The following is a 21,277-nucleotide window of genomic DNA, read 5'->3' as shown; positions in this document are numbered from 1 at the left end:
CAGTACAGAGCCTGCGGAGCATGTGACCGCAGGCTCTCGTCGTTCTCAGACGTATGCAGTTGTGCGGATCGGTCTTCACACTTGCTGGTTCTGGAGCAGGGCAACCCTTTGGGCCCAAGGAGGGCTTATGGCTACCGGAACCGTGAAGTGGTTCAACGCCGAAAAGGGCTTTGGTTTCATCGCCCAGGAAGGCGGCGGCCCCGACGTCTTCGTCCACTACTCCGCGATCAACTCGACCGGCTTCCGGTCCCTCGAGGAGAACCAGCAGGTGAACTTCGACGTCACGCAGGGCCCGAAGGGTCCGCAGGCGGAGAACGTCACTCCTGTCTGACCGACAGCAGTACCCAAGGAGCCCCGCGCCGTGCCACGGCGACGGGGCTCCTGCCCTTCTCAGCCGCGTACGTCGTACAGCCCCGCCACCGCCCCCGCGAAGTCCCGCATGATCGCCTCCCGGCGCAGCTTCATCGACGGGGTCAGATGGCCGTCCTCCTCCGTGAAGTCCCGGGGCAGGACCGCGAAGCGGCGGATGGACTCCGGGCGCGAGACCAGCTTGTTGGCCTCGTCGACCGCCCGTTGCAACACCGCCCGCACCTCCTCGTCGTCCACCAGCAGCTCCGGCGGCACCGGGTGCTTGCCCTGCATGCGGCGCCAGTGGCCGACGCCGTCGGGGTCGAGGGTGAACAGGGCGGAGACGTAGGGGCGCCGGTCGCCGAGGATCAGGCACTGGGAGACCAGGGGGTGCGAACGCAGCCAGTTCTCCAGCGGGGCCGGGGCCACGCTCTTGCCGCCGGCCGTGATGAGCAGCTCCTTCTTGCGGCCGGTGATGGTCAGATAGCCCTCGTCGTCCAGGGAGCCCAGGTCGCCGGTGGGGAACCAGCCGTCGGGTGCGGCGGGGGTGACGCCGCCGGCCCCCGGGTCCCAGTAGCCGTGCAGGATCTGCCCGCCGGCCAGGAGGATCTCGCCGTCCGCGGCGATCCGGACCCGGGTGCCGGGCAGCGGCCAGCCCACGGTGCCCAGGCGCGGCTTCAGCGGCGGCGTCACGGTGGCCGCCGCGGTGGTCTCGGTCAGGCCGTAGCCCTCGTAGATCTCGATGCCGGCGCCCGCGTAGAAGGCGGCCAGGCGGCGGCCGAGCGGGGAGCCGCCGCAGATGGCGTGCCGGACCCGGCCGCCCATCGCGCTGCGGATCTTGCGGTAGACCAGCGGGTCGTAGCAGGCGCGGGCGGTGCGCAGGGCGCGCCCGGGACCGCCGCCGGTGCCGTGCTGGCCGGCCTCCAGGGCCTCGCCGTAGCGCTCGGCGACCGAGACGGCCCGGTCGAAGATGCCCGCCCGGCCGCCCGCCTCGGCCTTGGCGCGGGCGGCGTTGAAGACCTTCTCCAGCATGTACGGGATGGTCAGCAGGCAGGTCGGCCGGAAGGCGGCCAGGTCGGGCAGCAGCTCGGCGGGGGCCAGGCTCGGGGCGTGGCCGAGGCGGACCCGGGCGCGCACGCAGGCGACGGCGACCATCCGGCCGAAGACGTGCGACATCGGCAGGAAGAGCAGCACCGAGGTGTCGTCGCCGGACTTGTCCTTGAAGACCGGGTAGAGCAGCTCGATGGCATTGTCGACCTCGGCGAAGAAGTTGCCGTGGGTCAGCGCGCAGCCCTTGGGGCGGCCGGTGGTGCCGGAGGTGTGGATGAGGGTGGCGAGGGTGGTGGGGCCGAGCATGCCGCGGCGTACGTCCACCTCGGCGTCCGGCACCCGCGCGCCAAGCTCCGCGAGCCGCTCCACGTGGCCCTTCTCCAGGATCCACAGGTGCCGCAGGTCGGGCAGCCGATCCAGCTCGGGCCCGAGGGCGGCGGCCTGCGCGGCGGTCTCGGTGATCAGGGTGACCGCGCCGGAGTCCTGGAGGATGAATCGGGTCTGGAAGAGCGAGGAGGTCGGGTAGACCGGCACCGTGACCAGGCCCGCCGCCCACGCGGCGAAGTCCAGCAGCGTCCACTCGTAGGTCGTCCGGGCCATGATCGCGACGCGGTCCCCTGGCACCAGCCCCTCCGCGATCATCCCCTTGGCCACCGCGAGCACCTGCGCGGCGAACTCGGCCGCCGTCACGTCGCTCCACTCCCCGTCGGCCGACCGGCGGCTGAGCACCACCTGGCCCGGGGCCGCGGCGGCGTTCTCGAAGGGCAGGTCGGCGAGCGAGCCGTGGTGCACCGGGGGCGCCAGCGGCGGCACGTACGCCTCCCGCACCGCGCCGTCCAGGCGCCGCGTCTCCGGCGGCACCAGGACGGGGCCGGGCGCGTCGGCGTACGCGGCGGAGGCGGCGTGGGAGGGAAGCGGGGTGGACACGGGCGGCTCCTGGGCGTGCGGCGGCGGCGTCGGCGCCACGCGTGACGTACGGGCCCCGCAGACCGGGCCCCGGGTGACGAGGGGGGTGTTACCGGCGGTCGGGCATGGTCAGGGCGGTGATCGTACGGGGCGGGGGTGGGGGGTTGGTGCGGGTTCCGGGGTGGTCCGGGGCCGGGTCTGTGCAGCCCTGGGAGTTACCTGCCGGTACGTACTGGCTGGGTCAGGTTCGCTCCAGTACGGCCGTCACGCCCTGCCCGCCCGCCGCGCAGACGGAGACCAGCCCGCGCCCCGGACCGCCCCGCTCGGCGAGCAGCGCGGCCAGGGTCGCCACGATCCGGGCGCCGGTCGCGGCGAAGGGGTGGCCGGTGGCGAGGGAGGAGCCGGCGACATTGAGCCGGGCCCGGTCGACGGGGGCCAGGCCCCGCTTCTCCCAGGCCGCCAGGGTGGCGAGGACCTGCGAGGCGAACGCCTCGTGGATCTCGACCAGGTCGAAGTCCTCGATGCCGAGCCCGGCCCGCTCCAGCATGCGCGGGACGGCGTACGCCGGGGCCATCAGCAGCCCGTCCTCACCGCCGGACACATCGCCGCCCACGAAGTCCACCGCCGCCGTCTCGTACGCCGTCAGGTACGCCAGCGGGGTCAGCCCCCGCGCCGCCGCCCACTCCTCGCTCGCCAGCAGCACCGTCGCCGCGCCGTCGGTCAGCGGGGTGGAGTTGCCGGCCGTCATGGTGGGTTCGCGCCGGTCGAGGCCGAAGACCGGTTTCAGCCGGGCCAGTTGCTCCGGTGTCGAGCCCGGCCGGAGGTTCTGGTCGCGGGCCAGGCCGCGGAAGGGGACCACCAGGTCCTGGAAGAAGCCGCGTTCGTAGGCCGCCGCGAGACGCTGGTGGCTCGCCGCGGCCAACTCGTCCTGCGCGGCACGTGCCACGCCCCAGGCGCGGGCGGTGACGGCGGCGTGCTCGCCCATCGACAGGCCGGTGCGCGGCTCGGCGTTGCGCGGGATGTCGGGGACGAGGTGACCCGGGCGGAGCCTCGCCAGCGCCCGGGCCCGGCCGCCGAGGGTCTTGGCGCGGCGGGCCGCCAGCAGGATGCGGCCCAGGGCGTCGTTCACACCGAGCGGCGCGTCGCTCGCGGTGTCCGCGCCGCCCGCGACCGCCGACTCGGTCTGGCCGAGGGCGATCTTGTTGGCGGCGGCGATCACCGCCTGGAGGCCGGTGCCGCACGCCTGTTGGACGTCGTAGGCCGGGGTGCGCGGGTCGAGGACCGAGCCGAGGACGGTCTCGCGGGCCAGGTTGAAGTCGCGGCTGTGCTTGAGGACCGCCCCGGCGACGAACTCCCCCACCGCGCCGGGCGCGTCGAGCCCGAAGCGGGTGGCCAGCGCGTCCAGGGCGGCGGTGAGCATCTCCTGGTTGGAGGCGGTGGCGTAGGGGCCGTCGGAACGGGCGAAGGGGATGCGGCTGCCGCCGATGACGGCGACCCGGCGGGGGCGCGGCGGTTCCAGGGGGCTCATCTCGCCCAGGGGGCTCATCTCGGCGTGCTCCTCACCGTGGCGTGGACGTCGTGGCGTAGGCAGCGGGGACACTGGCGGCTTACCATCGGTAACCTTACTTCAGAGTAAGCAAGAGGAGACAGGGCATGGCCGACCGATACCTCCGTTTCACCGGCACTCCGCCCGGCCGCTTCCTGACCCGGCGCCTCGGGCTGCCCCGGCCCGCGCCGCTGGTCAGGAGCGCGGACGGGCCGGCCACGCTGCCGGGCGGGCTGCTGCGGCTGACGGCGGGCGAGTCGGCGCTCGACGCCCTCCGGCTGGCCGCCGTGCTGGACCGTACGGGACTGAAGGACCCCGACCCGGAGGCCGCCGCCGTCCTCCTGGACGCCACCGGCGTGCGCGACGTCACCGCCCTCGCCGAGGTGCACGCCGCCCTGCGCCCGGTCGTCGGGGCCGTCGCGGCCGGCGGCCGGGTGGTGGTGCTCGGCGCCCCGCCGGACCCGGACGACCACCACCAGGCCGCCGTGCAGCAGGCGTTGGAGGGGTTCACGCGATCGCTCGGCAAGGAGATCGGCCGCGGCAGGACCGTCAACCTGGTCCGCCTCACCGACCCGGCCGCCGCCGAGTCCACCCTGCGCTTCCTCCTCTCCCCCGCCTCCGCCTACGTCAGCGGCCAGGTGATCGGCGTCGGCGCGGGCGAGGTCACCGCGCCGGACGACTGGGACCGGCCGCTCGCCGGGCGCACCGCGCTGATCACCGGCGGCGCCCGGGGCATCGGCGCGGCGGTCGCCGAGACGCTGGCCGGACGGGGCGCGCGGGTCGTCGTCCTCGACGTGCCGCAGGCCGCCGACGCGGCGCGGGCGCTCGCCGGGCGGCTCGGGGGCGACGCGCTGGCGCTGGACATCACGGCAGCCGACGCGGGCGAGCGGATCGCCGAAGCGCTCTCCGAGCGGGGCGGGCTCGACGTCCTCGTCCACAACGCCGGAATCACCAGGGACCGGCGGCTGGTCAACATGCCCGCCGAGCGCTGGAGTTCGGTCCTCGACGTCAACCTCGCCAGCGTACTGCGCACCACGGACGCCCTGCTCGCGGCCGGCACGCTGCGCCCCGGCGGCCGGATCGTCGCCACCGCCTCCATCGCCGGGCTCGCCGGCAACGCCGGGCAGACCAACTACGGCGCCAGCAAGGCCGGGATCGCCGGTCTGGTCCGCTCCCTCGCCCCGCGCGCGCTGGCCGCGCACGGCGTGACCGTGAACGCGGTGGCGCCCGGGTTCATCGAGACGCGGATGACGGCGGCGGTCCCCCTCCTCGTCCGCGAGGCCGGCCGCCGGATGAACTCCCTGGCCCAGGGCGGCCTCCCGGTCGACGTCGCCGAGACCACCGCCTGGCTCGCGCACCCCGCCTCGGGCGCGGTCAACGGCCAGGTCGTACGGGTCTGCGGCCAGAGCCTGCTGGGGGCGTGACGATGCGTCCCTCCACGAACGGCCCCACCGACCTCACCCTGACCCGCGCCCCCGCCCTCCCACCGCTCCTCGCGCGCGGCGCCCTGCTGTCCCCCGCCAAGCGGCCCCACCCGGACGCCGGCTTCCCGCGCACCCGGCTGCTGCTGCCGGGGGCGCGGGCGGACCTGCCCCGGCTGGCGGCGTACGAGCGGGTCTGCGGCTTCTCGACCGGCGCGGACACCCTCCCCGTGACCTACCCGCACCTGCTGGGCTTCCCGCTCGCCATGCGGCTGATGAGCGCCCGCGCCTTCCCGCTGCCGCTGCTCGGCCTCGTCCACACCTCGATCGAGCTGACCCGGCACACCGCCCTGCCGGTCGGGGCGGCGTACGACGTCGCCGTGCACGTCGCCGGACTGGCCCCGCACCGGCGCGGCACGGAGGCGACGGTGGCGACGGAGCTGCGGGACGCGTCGGGCGCGGTCGTGTGGGAGTCGCGCAGCACGTATCTGGCCCGGCACGGGACGCCGGGCGAGGAGTCGGGGACAGCGGCCCGTCAAGAACCGGAAACCCTCCCCGTACGCGCCGAATGGCGGCTCGGCGGCGACATCGGACGCCGCTACGGCGCCGCCTCCGGCGACCGCAACCCCATCCACCTGCACCCCCTCACCGCCCGCCTCTTCGGCTTCCCGCGCGCCATCGCGCACGGCATGTGGACGGTCGCCCGGTGCCTCGCCGAGCACGGCACGCCGGACGCGGTCGCGGTGCGGGCGGCGTTCCGGGCGCCGGTGCTGCTGCCGGCGACGGTGGCGTACGGGGCCGACGGCGACGGTCGCTTCGAGCTGCGGGGCGGCCGGGACGAGGCCCGGGACCGGCTGCACCTGTCCGGCGTGGTGGAGCCCTACCCGGCCTGAGCCACGGACGGCACGGCGGCCGGCTCCCCCGGCGGCGTCCACACCCGCCCCGTCATCAGCTCGCCCAGCCCCGCCCAGGCGAAGTTCATCAGCGTCGCCGCCGCCTGCCGGTCGGTGACGCCCTCGGTGGCGTTGGCCCAGTCGGCCAGCGACTCGGCGGCGCCGACCAGGGCCTCGGCGAGCCCGGCGACCTCGCCCTCGGGCAGGTGCGGGTCGCGGTGGGCGTCCCGCGCGGCGGCGGCGATCAGCTGGGTGACGAAGGCCACGATCTCCGCCCGCATCGCGGCGACCTCGGCGGCGAACGGCTCGCCGTGGGTGCGGGCCTGGAGGTGCAGCACCGTCCAGGCGTCGGGGTTCATGGAGGTGTGCGCGAAGAACGCCCGCAGCCCGGACCAGAGTTGGCCGTCCGGGGGCAGCTCCGGCCGCACCCCCGCCCGTACCGCCTCGGTCAGGGCGCGGGCCTCGCGGCGGATGCAGGCGGTGAAGAGGTCTTCCTTGGAGTTCAGGTAGAGGTAGACCAACGGCTTGGAGACGCCCGCGAGTTCGGCGATCTCGTCCATGGACGCGGCCATGTACCCGCGCTGCCCGAAGGTCCGCACGGCGGCGTCCAGCATCTGCTGCTCGCGGACCGCACGCGGCATCCGCTTGGTGGTCTTCCCGGCACCCATGCGCTTCAGCGTACGGTCCGCACGACGGTGCCCGGGACGCCGTGCGGGCGTCCCGGGCACCGTGGGTGGAGGTCAGGCGGCGGCGGGCACCCGCTCGCGGGTGTCCTCGGCCTGCTCCGGCTCGGCGTCCTCCTCGTACAGCGGCGAGCTGTGCGCGGAGTCGTAGGCGGTGCGGTCCAGCAGGTTCTCGCGGGCGGCGACGATCACCGGGATCAGCGCCTGGCCGGCCACGTTGGTGGCGGTGCGCATCATGTCCAGGATCGGGTCGATCGCGAGGAGCAGGCCGACACCCTCCATGGGCAGGCCAAGGGTGGACAGGGTCAGCGTCAGCATGACGGTCGCGCCGGTGAGGCCGGCCGTGGCGGCGGAGCCGACCACCGACACGAAGGCGATCAGCAGGTAGTCGCCGACGCCGAGGTGGATGTCGAAGATCTGGGCGACGAAGATCGAGGCGATGGCCGGGTAGATCGCGGCGCAGCCGTCCATCTTGGTGGTGGCGCCGAACGGCACGGCGAAGGACGCGTACTCCTTCGGCACGCCGAGGCGCTCGGTGACCCGCTGGGTCACCGGCATGGTGCCGACCGAGGAGCGGGAGACGAAGGCCAGCTGGATGGCGGGCCAGGCGCCCTTGAAGAACTGCACCGGGTTCGCCTTGGCGACGCCGGCGAGCAGCGCCGGGTAGACGCCGAACAGCACGATGGCGCAGCCGACGTAGATGTCGGCGGTGAAGGTGGCGTACTTGCCGATCAGGTCCCAGCCGTAGGTGGCGATGGCGTAGCCGATCAGGCCGACGGTGCCGAGCGGGGCGAGCCGGATGACCCACCACAGGGCCTTCTGGAGCAGCTCCAGGACGGCCTCGCTCAGGGTGAGGATCGGCTTGGCCTTCTCGCCGAGCTGGAGGGCTGCGATGCCGGCGACGGCGGCCATGAAGACGATCTGGAGCACGTTCAGGTCGGTGAACGGCGTGATCACGTTCTCGGGCACGATGCCGGTCAGGAAGTCGATCCAGGAGCCGGTGTGCTTGGGCTTGGCGCCGTCTTGCGGGGTGAGCCCGGTACCGGAGCCGGGGTTGGTGACCAGGCCGATGACGAGGCCGATGGCGACCGCGATCAGCGAGGTGATCATGAACCAGAGGAGGGTGCGGGACGCGAGGCGGGCCGCGTTGTTGACCTTCCGCAGGTTCGTGATCGATATGAGGATGGCGAAGAAGACGAGCGGCGCGACGGCCAGCTTCAGCAGGCCGATGAAGATGTCGCCGACCTTCTCCAACGTCGTGACCAGCCAGGAGACGTCCTGGCTGCGGGCGAGCCAGCCGAGCAGGGCGCCCAGGACGAGACCGGCGATGATCTGCACCCAGAAGGGCACCTTCGGCAACTTCGAGGGCGACTTCGTGTTCGTGGACACGGACGGACTCCGTAAGGGGACGGGACGCGGGGAACGGACGCGTGGGGCTGACGTGGAGGGCGGTGGAGGGGGGTTACGTCAGGGGCGACAGATCGCGGACGCGCACCGGCAGTGGTCCACGTGCAGGCGCGCGACGAGCCCGAGGCTCGGCGGGGCGGGGTGCGCGACTGCATGCTTCATACATGGGACTGTAACACCGGCCCTTTGGGATACCCAAAGCCTTTCTTTGACAGGCCGATGTGATGTGTGACCCATAGAACGCAAAGTGCCCCGGTATCCGAGACAGGTCGGAAACCGGGGCTTACGAGGGGTTCTGTGGCGCTACGACGCCTGGCGCTGCGAGCGGGCGGCGTCGTCGGCGAGGTCCTCCGCGCCGCGGCTCGCCTCGATGTTGGCCTTCATGCGGTCGACCCGCTGGACGACGTGGACGGAGGCGCGGTCGCGCTCGCGGCGCAGCACGACGAAGCTGATCGGGGCGGAGACCAGCAGCGCGAGCAGCACCATCCACATGCCGTTGGAGTCGCCGAGGCCGCGCGGGAAGACGCCGGCGTAGACCAGACCCCAGACGGCCACGAGGCAGGCCACGAAGATCCCGAGGCGCATCAGCGTGTAGCGGAACATCTCAATCCACTCTTCCGTATGGGGCGGGGCGTCATCCAGTGAAGCACGGCACTAGGACAAAGGGAGCAGCAGGGTGACGTCGTCGCGGTCGTCGTCCGGGGCGACGCGGATCGCGCCGGGCACCCGGCCGACCTCCTTGTAGCCGCAGGACTCGTAGAACCGCTCCAGGCCGCCGCCGCCCCGGCAGGTCAGCCGGATCGCCTGGACGCCCTCGACGGTGCGGGCCGCGTCCGCGGCGGCGGCCATCAGGTCGCGGCCGTAGCCCCGGCCCTGGTGGCGGGGGTGGACCATCACCGTGTACAGCCACAGCCAGTGGGTCATCAGGCGGTGGGTGTTCAGGGTGAGGAACGCGGTGGCGGCCACCCGTCCGTCCTCGTCGTGCCCGACGAGCAGCCGGGTGCGCCCCTCGGCCATGGCCACCAGGTGCCGGACCAGCTCGGGCCGGACGTCCCGCCGGGTCACCGGCGGCACGAACCCCACAGAGCCGCCCGCGTTGGAGACGTCGCTCCAGAGGTCGAGGATGCCGTCGCGCAGGTCGGGGCCGACGGCCGGGTCGAGAGTGAAGGTAAGAGGCACGCAGCAATAGTAACCATTACCGCGCGCCGTCCGAGGAGAGTCGGGGAGAGTCGGCTCACACCCGCATCGGCTGCGGGGCCTCGCGGCGGGCCGGGTCCGGGCCGTCGAACTCGCGGATGATCTCGTAGCGCGTGTTGCGCTCCACCGGGCGGAAGCCGGCGTCGCGGATCAGGTCGAGGAGGTCGTCGCGGGTGAGCTTGTTCGGGGTGCCGTAGTCGTCGGCGTCGTGGGTGATCTTGTACTCGACCACCGAGCCGTCCATGTCGTCGGCGCCGTGCTGGAGGGCGAGCTGGGCGGTCTGCACGCCGTGCATGACCCAGAAGACCTTGACGTGCGGGACGTTGTCGAAGAGCAGCCGGGAGACCGCGAAGGTCTTCAGCGCCTCGGCGCCCGTCGCCATCTGGGTGCGGGCCTGGAGGCGGTTGCGGACCTTGCCGTCCTTCATGTCCACGAAGTCGTGCTGGTAGCGCAGCGGGATGAAGACCTGGAAGCCGTTCGTCTCGTCCTGCAGCTCACGCAGCCGCAGAACGTGGTCCACGCGGTGGCGGGGCTCCTCGATGTGCCCGTACAGCATGGTGCACGGGGTCTTCAGACCCTTCTCGTGCGCCAGGCGGTGGATGCGGGACCAGTCCTCCCAGTGGGTGCGGTGGTCCACGATGTGCTGGCGGACCTCCCAGTCGAAGATCTCGGCGCCGCCGCCGGTGAGGGACTCCAGGCCCGCGTCGATCAGCTCGTCGAGGATCTCCGAGGCGGACAGCCCGCTGATCGTCTCGAAGTGGTGGATCTCGGTGGCGGTGAACGCCTTCAACGACACGTCCGGCAGGGCGGCCTTCAGCTCCCGCAGGGAGCGCGGGTAGTACCGCCACGGCAGGTTCGGGTGCAGGCCGTTGACGATGTGCAGCTCGGTGAGGTTCTCGCCCTCCATCTCCTTGGCGAGCCTCACCGCCTCCTCGATGCGCATCGTGTACGCGTCCTTCTCGCCCGGCTTGCGCTGGAAGGAGCAGTAGGCGCAGGACGCCGTGCACACGTTGGTCATGTTGAGGTGCCGGTTGACGTTGAAGTGGACGACGTCGCCGTTCTTGCGCGTCCGCACCTCGTGCGCGAGACCGCCGAGCCAGGCCAGGTCGTCCGACGCGTAGAGGGCGATGCCGTCCTCGCGGGTCAGGCGGACGCCCGTCCGTACCTTCTCCTCCAGCTCGCGCTTGAGCCCCACGTCCATGGCAACACCTTTCCCTGCGACAGCCTCGACCACGGTATCCCTACATCTCTTCCGGCAGCTCTCCGACCCGGTTCTCCCACTTGGTGGACAGCACGATGGTGGTACGGGTGCGGGAGACGCCCTGCGTGCCGCTGAGCCGGCGGATGATCCGCTCCAGGCCGTCCACGTCGGTGGCCCGCACCTTCAGCATGTAGCTGTCGTCGCCGGCGATGAACCAGCAGTCCTCGATCTCGGTCAGGTCCTTCAGCCGCTGCGCCACGTCCTCGTGGTCGGCGGCGTCGGAGAGCGAGATGCCGATCAGGGCGATGACGCCGAGGCCGAGGGAGGCCGAGTCCACGGTGGCCCGGTAGCCGGTGATGACGCCGGCCGCCTCCAGGCGGTTGATGCGGTCGGTGACGCTGGGCCCCGAGAGTCCGACGAGGCGTCCCAGCTCGGCGTAGGAGGCCCGGCCGTTCTCCCTCAGGGCCTGGATGAGCTGCCTGTCCACCGCGTCCATGCGATCGGGCCTTCCACTGAAGAGGTTGAGGTCGGTCTGTTTCGGGGGGGGTGCCGCTCAGGCGTCGGGGTGACCGCCGCGCAGCTCACCGCGCCACCGGCGGTACAGGTCGTGCCCGACGCCCGCCGCGTCGAGGACGCGTCCGGCGACGAAGTCGACCAGGTCCTGGATGTGCGTCGCGCCGGCGTAGAAGGCGGGCGAGGCGGGCACGACGTGCGCGCCGGCGTCGTCGAGGGCGACCAGGTGCCGCAGGGTCCGCCCGTCGAGCGGGCTCTCCCGCACGGCCACGACCAGCGTCCGCCCCTCCTTGAGCGTCACGCTCGCCGCCCGCTGAAGGAGGTCCTTCGACAGGCCCAGCGCGACCCCGGCCACGCAGGCGGTCGAGGCGGGCACGATGAGCATCCCCTTGGCGGGATACGACCCGGACGACGGCCCGGCGGCAAGATCCCCGGCGCTCCAGTACCGCACGGCGTCGAGCTGCTCCACGGCGTACGCCCCGGGCTTCCCGTCGGCCCCCCTGGCCAGCCACTCCCGCAGGTCGTCCCGCCAGTGGGCGTCCCGGAAGGAGATCCCGGTCTCGTCGAGGAGCGTGAGCCGCGAGGCCCGGCTGACCACGAGGTCGACGCTCTCCCCGGCCCCGAGCAGCGCCCGCAGCACGGCAGCCGCGTAGGGCGTCCCGGAAGCTCCGGACACCCCCACGATCCAAGGCTCGCGCCGCGATTCTCCTGCGTTCACATCTTGAGCCTACCGGGGGCGACGGGGCTCAGACGGTCAGGCCCCGTACCAGGAGGTCCAGGAGGGCGCATACGAACAAGGCGATTCCGATGAAACCGTTGACCTGGAAGAACGCCCGGTTCAGGCGGGTCAGGTCGTGGGGGCGGACGATGGTGTGTTCGTAGACGAAGGCGCCCGCGACGATCAGGAGGCCCAGCCAGAAGAACGGGCCCGCGTCGGTGGCGACGGCGTACCAGGCGAACAGGGCCGTCGTGACGGTGTGGCAGGCGCGGGCGCCCCAGATCGCGGCGGGGATGCCGAAGCGGGCCGGGACCGACTTCACGCCGACCTCGCGGTCCGTCTGCACGTCCTGGCAGGCGTAGATGAGGTCGAAGCCGCCGATCCAGACGCCCACCGCGAGGCCGAGGATCACCGCGTCCCAGGACCAGGTGCCGCTGATCGCCAGCCAGCCGCCGATCGGGCCCATCGCCTGGGCGAGGCCGAGGATGGCCTGGGGGAAGTTCGTGAACCGCTTGCCGTAGGGGTAGACCACCATCGGCACCACCGCGACCGGGGCGAGGGCGAGGCAGAGCGGGTTGAGCAGGGCCGCCGAGCCGAGGAAGACGGCGAGCGCGACGAGCGCGCCGGTCCAGGCGTGCCGGACCGACATCGCGCCGGTGACCAGTTCGCGGTGGGCGGTGCGGGGATTGCGGGCGTCGATCTCGCGGTCGATGATCCGGTTGACGGCCATCGCGAAGGTGCGCAGGCCGACCATGCAGACGGTGACCAGGAGCAGCCGGCCCCAGTGGATGTTGCCGTCTCGCTCGTACATCGCGGTCAGCGCGGCGATGTAGGCGAAGGGGAGCGCGAAGACCGAGTGTTCGATCATCACCAGGCGCAGGAAGGCCCTGGTGCGGCCCGGCTGGTGCGGCAGGGCCGCGGGTGCCGACGTCACAGTCCGTACTCCTTCCAGCGGCGGTCGACCGTCGCCGCCGTATCCGGGTCGGACAGCACCATGTCCGGCCACCCCCCGTCCCGCGTGTACCCCTCCTGCGGCAGCTTCCGCGTCGCGTCGATGCCCGCCTTGCCGCCCCAGAACTGCTGGTAGGAGGCGTGGTCGAGATGGTCGACCGGCCCCTCGACGACGGTCAGGTCACGGCCGTAGTCCGTGTTGCCCAGCGCGCGCCAGGCCACCTCGTGCAGGTCGTGCACGTCGCAGTCGGCGTCCACGACCACGATCAGCTTGGTGAGGGACATCATGTGCGCGCCCCAGATGGCGTGCATGACCTTCTGCGCGTGCTTCGGGTACTTCTTGTCGATCGAGACGATCGCGCAGTTGTGGAAGCCGCCCGCCTCGGGGAGGTGGTAGTCCACGATGTCCGGGATGATGATCTTCAGCAGCGGCAGGAAGAAGCGCTCCGTGGCCCGGCCCAGCGGCCCGTCCTCCGTCGGGGGGCGGCCCACGACGATCGACTGGAGCAGCGGGCGCTTGCGCGTCGTCACGCAGTCGATGGTGAGGGCGGGGAAGGGCTCCTGCGGCGTGTAGAAGCCGGTGTGGTCGCCGAACGGCCCCTCGGGCAGCGTCTCCCCCGGCTCCAGCCACCCTTCAAGGACGACCTCGGCCTGCGCCGGCACCTGCAACGGCACCGTCTTGCAGTCGACCATCTCGATCCGCTTGCCCTGCACGAAGCCGGCGAACAGGTACTCGTCGATGTCGCCGGGCAGCGGCGCGGTGGAGGCGTACGTGACGGCGGGCGGGCACCCGAAGGCGATGGCGACGGGCAGCCGCTCGCCGCGCCGGGCCGCGACCTGGTAGTGGTTGCGGCTGTCCTTGTGGATCTGCCAGTGCATGCCGATGGTGCGCTTGTCATGCCGCTGGAGGCGGTAGAGCCCGAGGTTGCGGACCCCGCTCTCCGGGTCCTTGGTGTGGGTGAGCCCGAGGTTGAAGAAGGACCCGCCGTCGTCGGGCCAGGTGAACAGGGCCGGGAGCCGGTCGAGGTCCACATCCTCCCCCTGGAGCACGACCTCCTGCACGGGCGCGTCCTTGACCTTCTTCGGCGGCACGTGCGCCATCGCGCCGAGCTTCCCGAACGCCTCCCGCATCCCGACGAAGCCCTGCGGCAGCTCGGGGCGCAGCAGCCCGCCGATCTTCTCGGAGATGTCGCCGTACGACTTCAGCCCGAGGGCCTTGAGCAGCCGCCGGTCGGTCCCGAAGACGTTCATGGCCAGGGGCATCGCGGACCCCTTGACGTTCTCGAAGAGCAGCGCCGGACCACCCGCCTTGTTCACCCGGTCGACGATCTCCCCGACCTCCAGGTACGGGTCCACCTCGGCCTTGATGCGCTTGAGGTCGCCCTCGCGCTCCAGCGCCCTGAGCAGGGAGCGAAGATCGTCGTAAGCCATGGGGTCCAGTATCCCCGAGCGGCTACGCTGGCCCGGTACCGCCCACCGCTTTCCCCGCTTTCACTGGAGAGGCCGCATGCTCCGGGTGCTGATGTTCCTCGTGCCGCTGGCACTGAGCGTCTACGCGTTCATCGACTGCATCAGCACCAAGGACACCGACATCCGGCACATGCCGAAGCCGCTGTGGGCGATCCTCGTCCTGCTCTTCCCGATGGTCGGCTCCCTGTCGTGGCTGATCGCCGGCAAGAAGCGCACCCCCGCCTCCGGCGTCCGGGGCGGCTGGGTCGCCCCGGACGACAACCCGGAGTTCCTGAAGTCCCTGCGCAAGGACCGGGACGAGGACCCCAAGGGGGACTGAGCGACGCCGACCGGTCGTGCGCAGCCTTCACCCCGCCGGCCGATAGCATCCGGCCATGCTGCATGTTTTCGACATGGACGGAACCCTCCTGCCGGGTACGTCCGCGACACGTGAGATGGCCACATTCCTCGGGCACGCGTCGGAGATCGAAACTCTGGAGAGGGATTTCGCTGCCGGGCGCATCGACACCCGGCAGTTCGCCCGGTCGATCTTCGAACTCTGGGGGCCCATGGATCCCGACCGGGTACGTACCGCGTTCGGCGCGAGTCCCAAGATGCATCGCATCCGAGAGGTCGTCGCGGACATCCGGGCGCGCGGGCACCACTCTTGCGTCATCACCATGTCACCCCTGTGCTTCGCCGCCCACTTCGAGGAGTACGGCTTCGACGAGGTGCACGGCTCGGTCTTTCCCGTCTCGGCGCGGTCGGACATCGATGTCACGACGATTCTCCGACCGGACGACAAGCCCCTGCTCGCCATGGCCATGTGCACGCGGTACGGCATCCACCGCAGCCAGGTCGTGGCGTACGGCGACTCCCTGTCCGACCGCCACCTGTTCGCGATGGCACCGGTGTCCATCGCGGTCAACGGTGACGCGCATGTGCTGCCTCTCGCCTCGGCCGGCTATACCGGCCGTGACCTCTGGGATGCCTACGAGCTGGCCTTGTCCGGATCGGCGGTGGCGGGACCGGCCGCGCCAGCCCCCGCCGAGGCCGACCGCACGCCGTCCCGCCACCCGCTGGCACCGGTCTGAGCACTACCGGGTGCCAGGCCACCACTGGTGACCAAGGCGGCTGCGAACTCCGCCGCCCTGGTCGCCGCGAGCTTCTGCCGTTCCGCTTTGCTCTCGTGCTTCTTCCCGTCAGCCCAGTCGCTGATCGCCTTCACGACGACCCAGTCCTTGCGTTCCCGGTAAGCGGCCGCATAGAGCCCCGCACCCTCCATCTCGCCACCGATCGCCTCGTGGCCGAACTGGCCCGTCATCTGACCGCGGTAGTCGGCACTGTCGATGAGCTTTTCCCCGGAGAGCATCAGGCCGAAGTGCACGGTGGAGAGCTTCCAGTCGACGTCAACGGTCCGGCAGCGGTCCAGCAGCCGTGGTGAGGCACTCACCCGGTCTCCGCGCTGGACCAGACGGTAGGGCGTCCCGGGCCCGCCGACGCGCTGGCTCTCGTAAGCCACTACCTGCCGCGACACGAGGACGTCGCCGACGTGCTGCTCATCCGGTTTGGTGCCGAAGGCCATCCCCACCATGACGACGAATTCGGGATCCAGGAAGTGCACGGCGTCGTAGGCAGTGAGCGCGCTGCCCCCAGGCCCCCCGGATCCGACGTCCGACTGGGCGAGAAAGACGTCACAGCCGCGTGCTTCGCCCAGCCTGAAGTAGGTCGTGTGATCCCCGAACAGGGTGTCTCCCCGCGGGCCGAGGACCTGCGCGAAGACGTCGAGGACGCACCTGGTCTCCACCTGGGTGGCGGTGAGCAGCAGCAGTCGCGGCCGCTCGCGTGCCGTCCGGTGCGGACGCCCGGCCTCGGGCACGAAGAGGTCGGGCATCGACTGATCCCCCCTTGTCGCGTGCCGGCCAGGACCGTGCGGGGCGTCGCCCGGCCCGCACTTCAGCAGGGCCTCCATCGCTTCCAGCGAGACCCGCGCGGCCGCCAGCAGGGCATCCGCGGCGAGTGGCGCCGAGTCGTCACTACGCCGTTGCCAGGAAGGCAGCGCTCGGACTTCGTGACCGGCCTGCCGAATGAGGCCGGCGATCCGCATCCGCGTCGCGTACTGCGATCCCAGGACCGCCGGCGGCAGTCTGGCGTGGGCGACCTCGAGAATCGACCGCACCGTCGTGCCGATGTCGCACCCTTCTTCGTCCCGGAGCCCGGACAAGAACGGGTCCCAGAACGATCGGAGCAGCTGCCACGGCTGCTCGACCAGCGGCGCGAGCCCCGCGAAGCCGAGCAGGAGGTTCAGCAACGGCACGTCGTACAGCGGGAAGCCTCTGGAGAGCTGCTCGTCGAAGTAGGACAGTCCTTTGACACCGGTGACGATGTCGCCGTCGGCGAAGTCGAGGTAGTGCCGTGAGTACGCCAGGGATATCTGCCTGCGGATCGCCCCCGCGTCGGGCGGGGTACCACCCGCCCGCAGCAGGAGCGGGCGGAAGAAGCTGTAGGTGATCGCTTCGTTCTCTCTGATCCGCAGGCCCTCCTCGGTCACCCGTAACGCGGTCGCGGTGGCATCAGCGCCGTCGGTGTGCGGGCGTGGCCCGGCAGCCCAGTTCGCCAGGTCGCCGAGGAGAGCGCTGGTCGTGTCCTGCCTCTTGTGCAGAGTGGCGCGGATCGTACGCAGCCCGTCCGGGCCCGCGACGAAGTAGAGCGGATACCTCTCGGCGTCATGGGCGTACAGCCGCTGTCGGGAGTCGTAGAACTCCTCCACGGTCCCGTTGTAGCTCACCGCTCCCAGCACGTCGGTCTCGCTCAGCAACGCCAGGAACCTGCGGCCGTCCGTGTCCAGTGCCGGGTTCTCCCAGATGACGGAGATGCCGCAGTAGAAGCTGGCGGAGGACGTCAGTGCCAGCAGCTTGAGCAGTCGCTCCGCCAGGACCGCCGAAAGCGAGAAGTCCACGGACGCGCCCAGCTCTCGGTCCAGGAAGTGCAGATAGACCGGTCGTTGCTCGTCGTACACGCAACCCCCTGGGGGTGTTCACCGTGCCGCGGACACGATGACTTTCCTCAGTCGCTCCTCCGACAACCCGACGCTGCTCTCCACCTCGTCCTCCAGAGAGGTCTCGTGTGGACGGACCTCGCTGATTCCCTCGACACGCGTGGAGAGATTGAAGTACCGGACCGGTTTGCCCAGGTCGAGCGCATACCTGATCTCATGGAAAACTCCGTCGGAGATCTCTCCGAATACCCAGATCTCGTCGGCCACACGCACGCAGTTGTTGTTGGCCCGACGGATCAGGTCGCGGTCGACCCGGTCACCGAGGAAGTAGTCGAAGATCCGGAACGGGTTGAGCGGCACCGCCTGTCGGCGGAGCACGAATTCACAGATGACGTCGCGACAGAAGAAGTTGTGCTTCGACTGTGCCGTATAGACGACGGGAAGGGACTGCGTAAGCGTCATGATCGTCTCCTGACATATTCATCTATCCGTCGAGCAACGAAGAATCCGCTGACCAGCGCGGCCGTGATACCGCGGAACCGCCCGGCCGTGTCGCCGACGGCCCAGACCGGGTACCCGGCGAGCATCAACCCCGTACCCGTGCTGGGGTAGTTGCCGACGCCCTCAAGCGTGGGGCCGGAGACCGATGCGTCGGCCAGTCGGCCGGGTCCAATTCTGGCGGCGAGGCGGCTGAGGCCGTCGGTGAGCAGGGCCGTGCCCCGCTCACCGAAGCGCTGCCGCAGTGTCCCCTCGGCCGACGGCACGCGCCCGGAGAGAAGATCCACCAGCGGTAACCACGGCGCGGGCGGTGTTCCCTCGCCGATCAGTGCTGCTCCCCGCCACAGAAGTTCCGCCTCCCTCTCATCGGACACCCTCAGGTTGAAGCCCACGTTCGACCTGCCCGTGGGCGGGCAATCAGCCCGCCCCGACAGGGTTGTCCAACCGTTGAAATCGGTAGCCACGACACGTCCGTCGCGACAGCAGCAGAAGGTACGCCAACTGTACCGGCCGGACTTGTCCTCCCACATCAGCTTCGGGTCGAGAGCACGCTGATCACGGAGAAAGAAACCGTCCGCAGGTTGTTCCAGTCGCACACCTATTTCCAGCCGCCGAAAGGTGGGACGAACACCTTTCAACCGGACCGCGCAGGAAAGTGGCCCGAATCTGCCACCGGCGAGGACCACGGCCCCGCACCTCACGAACGTGTCCTGCCTGCCGGCCCCCTTGGCCTCGGTCGGCCGCAGCCTGACCGCGAGGCTGCGTCGCGGCCCCTCGTCTATGCGGAACGCCCTGGTGCCGGTGAGCAGCCGGTCAGGTCCGGCCATGTCGGCGAGCCGGTCGGTCAGCTTGGCCCGCTCCTCCACGGACACGTAGAAAGAGGGGTAGTGCTTCGTATGGAAGTCCCCGATCCCCGGGGCAGCCGGTAATCGCCGGGGGAACGACGGTACGGACATGCCGGAGGGCACCAGCAGCTTGGCCATGGCGTCGTAGGCCAACCGCAAGTCGTCAGCCGGGTGCAGGGCCCACAGTCCGGTGGCGGAGGGATAGAAGGAGAACTTGCCGTCCGAGAACAATCCGGCTCCTCCCACCCCCGTCACCAGGTGGGCCGGTTGCTCGGAGTCCCGCTCGTGAGCCGCCGGGCCCTGCTCGACGACGAGACAGTCCAGCCCCGTGTTCCGCAGTCCGGCGGCCACAGCCATGCCCGCGGGTCCGGCACCGATGACCAGTACGTCCGTCCACGCCCCCGCGTCGCGCATGGTCATAGGCGCCCCCTTTGATCGAGCCTTGCACCGAAGCCCGGACAGGGGAACGTACTTGACCGCGAGCCACTTGCCCAGGGGAGAGGTGTCGCGCCTCGGGCTGCGGGGGAAGAGCTTTGACGCGGCGGAACACGGAGGGCCCGGGGGGATCATGACGGCTGGTTCGGGAGTGACCTTGGGTGTCCTCCTTCTCACCGAGTACGACCGGCTCAAGGACGAGCAGCGTGGCCGCATCGCGTTTCGCGACAACCTGATCTACGCCATGCTGGCCTCCGCAGCGGCAGTTCTCGCCGCCGCCCTGCGGTCCGGCTTCGAGGCCGGATTCCTGCTGATCCTCCCTCCGGTGTCACTCCTCCTCGGTTGGACCTACCTCGTCAACGACCAGAAGATATCGGCGATGGGAGAGTACATCCGGAACACGCTGGCTCCCCGTCTCGCGTCGACGGCCGGGACCGAGGAAGAGGTCTTCGGCTGGGAGACGGCGCATCGCTCGGACACCCGCAGGGTGTGGCGGAAGAGACTGCAACTCGCCGCAGACCTCACAGCGTTCACTGTGACCCCGGCCGCAGCGATCACCGCCTACCTGCTCTCTGGCCCCCTGACCGGCATGCTGGTCGCCATCACGGTCCTGGAGGCCGTGGCCGTCTGCGTCCTCGGCCTCCAGATCGTCCTCTACGCGGACCTCGCCTCCTGAGCCCAGCAAGGCAACAGGACCGCATCGGCGTTCGACCTGTGATCCGTTGAGCTGAAGAACCTCGACATGCCGGGTCCCCGGAGGGGCGGGCGGCATTGTCTTGGTCGGGTCTGTGCACCCTGCGAACGGAGACGCCCCCGTGCGAATGACCGACATCCAGCGCTGCGAGGTCCGGCCCGGCCGGCTGGTCGAGTGGACGCTCAGTCCGGCGACCGTCGCCGCCGCGGCGGCCCTGCCGGAGGACGCCCGGCCGCCGGCGTACATCCAGGAGTCGCACCTCAGGACCGCCCGCTCGCTGCGCGAGGACGGCCTGCGCGTGCCCGCCTGGCTCGGCGCGGCCTTCGACATCCCGGGCCCCGTCGACCTGGACGCGCTGGAGCGGGCGCTGTCCCAGTGGACGCTGCGGCACGAGACGCTGCGCAGCGGCTTCCGGTGGAGCGGGGAGCGGATGGGCCGCTTCACGCTCGGCGCCGAGGCCGTGCGGCTGCGGCGGGCGGAGTGCGGGGAGTTCGCCGACGGGGACGCGCTGGCCCGGCACCTCCAGGCCCGCTTCGACGACGTCGCCGACGCCCTGCACTGGCCGAACCTGGTCTACGCCGCCGTCGTCCACCCAGGCGGCGGCGTCAGCGTCTACATGGCCTTCGACCACAGCAACGTCGACGCCTACTCGATCTACCGCATCCCCGCCGAGATCCACGAGCTGTACGCCGCCGAGACCACCGGGCGGCTCCTGCCCCGCCAACGCGTCGGCAGCTACGTCGACTTCTGCGAGGCCGAGCGCGCCGACGCCGACCGCATCGACGGCACGCACGAAGTCGTCGTGCGCTGGCGGGAGTTCATCCGGCGCTGCGACGGGCGGCTGCCGTCCTTCCCCGTCGACCTCGGCCTGGAGCCGGGCGGGCCGCTGCCCGAACAGCGGCTGCTGCGCGAGCCGTTGGTGGACGCCGCCGACGCCGCCGCCTTCGAGGCGCACTGCCGCCCGTACGGCGGCACCCTGACCGGCGTGCTCGCGGCGACCGCGCTCGCCGTCCACGAGATCGGCGGACAGCCGGTGTACCGGACGGTGGTGCCGTTCCACACCCGGTCGCGGTCCCGGTGGTCCGACTCCGTGGGGTGGTACGTCGGCGGCGCGCCCGTCGAGATCGACGTGGAGGGGGCGGCCGGCTTCGACGCCGCCCTGTCCGCCGCCCGGGCCCAGCTGCGCGCCGCCCGGCCGCTCTCCCGGCTGCCCATCGACCGCGTACTGCGCCTGCTGGGCACCGACTTCCGGCCCACCTCGCCCGACCTGTACTCGATCCTGTCCTACGTCGACGCCCGCGATGTCCCCGGCGCCGCCGACTGGGCCGGGCTGAGCGCGTACGCGCTGCTGCGGGTCTCCTACGGCGACCAGGTGTGCGCCTGGGTCACCCGGCTGCCGGACGGCCTGTGGTTCGCCGCCCGGCACCCGGACACCGACGTCGCGCACAAGAACCTGCGGCTGTACGTGGAGCGGCTGCGCGACGTGGTGACGGGCGTCGCCCGCGGGCGGGCGGGCCGGTAGCG

Annotated in this window: 21 protein-coding genes; 7 read left to right on the top strand and 14 right to left on the bottom strand. The window is 71.3% G+C overall.

Annotated features, from left to right (window positions below; all coding sequences use genetic code 11):
• Positions 1–127: 127 nt before the first annotated feature.
• Positions 128–331, top strand: coding sequence for a cold-shock protein (locus tag ACGFZL_RS06295; RefSeq protein WP_393689752.1), 204 nt, complete (start codon positions 128–130; stop codon positions 329–331).
• Positions 332–390: 59 nt separating this feature from the next.
• On the opposite strand, the gene ACGFZL_RS06290 is transcribed toward ACGFZL_RS06295, so the two are convergent.
• Positions 391–2,325, bottom strand: a complete 1,935-nt coding sequence (locus ACGFZL_RS06290) for an AMP-dependent synthetase/ligase (RefSeq protein ID WP_393689750.1) — start codon at positions 2,323–2,325, stop codon at positions 391–393.
• A 220-nt stretch (positions 2,326–2,545) separates the two neighbouring features.
• Complete coding sequence (locus ACGFZL_RS06285; protein WP_393690181.1) at positions 2,546–3,832, bottom strand: acetyl-CoA C-acetyltransferase; 1,287 nt, start codon at positions 3,830–3,832, stop codon at positions 2,546–2,548.
• A 125-nt stretch (positions 3,833–3,957) separates the two neighbouring features.
• Here ACGFZL_RS06285 and ACGFZL_RS06280 point away from each other — a divergent pair, with 125 nt between their 5' ends.
• Together ACGFZL_RS06280 and ACGFZL_RS06275 are read left to right on the top strand one after the other, a co-directional pair.
• Positions 3,958–5,274, top strand: a complete 1,317-nt coding sequence (locus ACGFZL_RS06280) for a 3-oxoacyl-ACP reductase (protein ID WP_393689748.1) — start codon at positions 3,958–3,960, stop codon at positions 5,272–5,274.
• 2 nt (positions 5,275–5,276) lie between these two features.
• Entirely contained in the window at positions 5,277–6,164 is an 888-nt protein-coding gene (locus ACGFZL_RS06275) for a MaoC/PaaZ C-terminal domain-containing protein (RefSeq protein WP_393690180.1), read from the top strand.
• On the opposite strand, the gene ACGFZL_RS06270 is transcribed toward ACGFZL_RS06275, so the two are convergent.
• From ACGFZL_RS06270 to ACGFZL_RS06230, 9 genes are all read right to left on the bottom strand, one after another.
• Complete coding sequence (locus ACGFZL_RS06270; RefSeq protein ID WP_355167330.1) at positions 6,152–6,832, bottom strand: TetR/AcrR family transcriptional regulator; 681 nt, start codon at positions 6,830–6,832, stop codon at positions 6,152–6,154. The genes ACGFZL_RS06275 and ACGFZL_RS06270 overlap by 13 nt on opposite strands.
• 72 nt (positions 6,833–6,904) lie before the next feature.
• Entirely contained in the window at positions 6,905–8,236 is a 1,332-nt protein-coding gene (locus tag ACGFZL_RS06265; RefSeq protein ID WP_393689745.1) for a dicarboxylate/amino acid:cation symporter, read from the bottom strand.
• A 321-nt stretch (positions 8,237–8,557) separates the two neighbouring features.
• Positions 8,558–8,857 (bottom strand): DUF4229 domain-containing protein, encoded by a 300-nt coding sequence (locus ACGFZL_RS06260; RefSeq protein ID WP_355167318.1) that lies wholly within the window; start codon positions 8,855–8,857, stop codon positions 8,558–8,560.
• Positions 8,858–8,908: 51 nt separating this feature from the next.
• Positions 8,909–9,433, bottom strand: a complete 525-nt coding sequence (locus ACGFZL_RS06255; protein WP_393689742.1) for a GNAT family N-acetyltransferase — start codon at positions 9,431–9,433, stop codon at positions 8,909–8,911.
• Positions 9,434–9,488: 55 nt separating this feature from the next.
• A complete protein-coding gene (gene mqnE / locus ACGFZL_RS06250) occupies positions 9,489–10,652 on the bottom strand; it encodes an aminofutalosine synthase MqnE (RefSeq protein WP_393689740.1) in 1,164 nt (387 codons plus the stop codon).
• A gap of 40 nt (positions 10,653–10,692) precedes the next feature.
• Positions 10,693–11,148 carry an Lrp/AsnC family transcriptional regulator gene (locus ACGFZL_RS06245; RefSeq protein WP_393689738.1) on the bottom strand — a complete coding sequence of 152 codons (456 nt, stop codon included), beginning with the start codon at positions 11,146–11,148 and terminating at the stop codon, positions 10,693–10,695.
• Between the two features lie 57 nt (positions 11,149–11,205).
• Entirely contained in the window at positions 11,206–11,883 is a 678-nt protein-coding gene (locus ACGFZL_RS06240) for a UbiX family flavin prenyltransferase (protein ID WP_393689736.1), read from the bottom strand.
• A gap of 28 nt (positions 11,884–11,911) precedes the next feature.
• Complete coding sequence (mqnP, locus tag ACGFZL_RS06235) at positions 11,912–12,817, bottom strand: menaquinone biosynthesis prenyltransferase MqnP (protein WP_393689734.1); 906 nt, start codon at positions 12,815–12,817, stop codon at positions 11,912–11,914.
• Positions 12,814–14,265, bottom strand: a complete 1,452-nt coding sequence (locus ACGFZL_RS06230; protein WP_393689732.1) for a menaquinone biosynthesis decarboxylase — start codon at positions 14,263–14,265, stop codon at positions 12,814–12,816. Before ACGFZL_RS06230 ends, mqnP begins: the two co-directional genes overlap by 4 nt.
• A 76-nt stretch (positions 14,266–14,341) precedes the next feature.
• Between ACGFZL_RS06230 and ACGFZL_RS06225 the strand changes: the two genes are divergently transcribed.
• Positions 14,342–14,623 carry a PLD nuclease N-terminal domain-containing protein gene (locus ACGFZL_RS06225; protein WP_393689730.1) on the top strand — a complete coding sequence of 94 codons (282 nt, stop codon included), beginning with the start codon at positions 14,342–14,344 and terminating at the stop codon, positions 14,621–14,623.
• A 55-nt stretch (positions 14,624–14,678) separates the two neighbouring features.
• Positions 14,679–15,377 carry an HAD family hydrolase gene (locus tag ACGFZL_RS06220; protein ID WP_393689728.1) on the top strand — a complete coding sequence of 233 codons (699 nt, stop codon included), beginning with the start codon at positions 14,679–14,681 and terminating at the stop codon, positions 15,375–15,377.
• Here ACGFZL_RS06220 and ACGFZL_RS06215 read toward each other — a convergent pair.
• The 3 genes from ACGFZL_RS06215 to ACGFZL_RS06205 are packed head-to-tail and all read right to left on the bottom strand — an operon-like array spanning position 15,275 to position 19,044.
• Positions 15,275–17,302 (bottom strand): hypothetical protein, encoded by a 2,028-nt coding sequence (locus ACGFZL_RS06215; protein WP_393689726.1) that lies wholly within the window; start codon positions 17,300–17,302, stop codon positions 15,275–15,277. The genes ACGFZL_RS06220 and ACGFZL_RS06215 overlap by 103 nt on opposite strands.
• Before the next feature lie 18 nt (positions 17,303–17,320).
• Positions 17,321–17,743 (bottom strand): hypothetical protein, encoded by a 423-nt coding sequence (locus ACGFZL_RS06210; protein WP_393689724.1) that lies wholly within the window; start codon positions 17,741–17,743, stop codon positions 17,321–17,323.
• A complete protein-coding gene (locus ACGFZL_RS06205; protein WP_393689722.1) occupies positions 17,740–19,044 on the bottom strand; it encodes an FAD-binding protein in 1,305 nt (434 codons plus the stop codon). The genes ACGFZL_RS06210 and ACGFZL_RS06205 overlap by 4 nt, the downstream gene beginning before the upstream one ends.
• Positions 19,045–19,096: 52 nt before the next feature.
• Between ACGFZL_RS06205 and ACGFZL_RS06200 the strand changes: the two genes are divergently transcribed.
• Together ACGFZL_RS06200 and ACGFZL_RS06195 are read left to right on the top strand one after the other, a co-directional pair.
• Positions 19,097–19,735, top strand: coding sequence for a hypothetical protein (locus ACGFZL_RS06200; protein WP_393689720.1), 639 nt, complete (start codon positions 19,097–19,099; stop codon positions 19,733–19,735).
• A gap of 139 nt (positions 19,736–19,874) precedes the next feature.
• Positions 19,875–21,275 (top strand): condensation domain-containing protein, encoded by a 1,401-nt coding sequence (locus tag ACGFZL_RS06195; protein ID WP_393689718.1) that lies wholly within the window; start codon positions 19,875–19,877, stop codon positions 21,273–21,275.
• Positions 21,276–21,277 lie beyond the last annotated feature (2 nt).

The sequence above is a fragment of the Streptomyces sp. NPDC048182 genome (assembly GCF_043202555.1).
Taxonomy (GTDB): Bacteria; Actinomycetota; Actinomycetes; order Streptomycetales; family Streptomycetaceae; genus Streptomyces.
The sequence above is the reverse complement of the archived record's forward strand: the minus strand, read 5'-3'. Positions and strand labels throughout refer to the sequence as shown.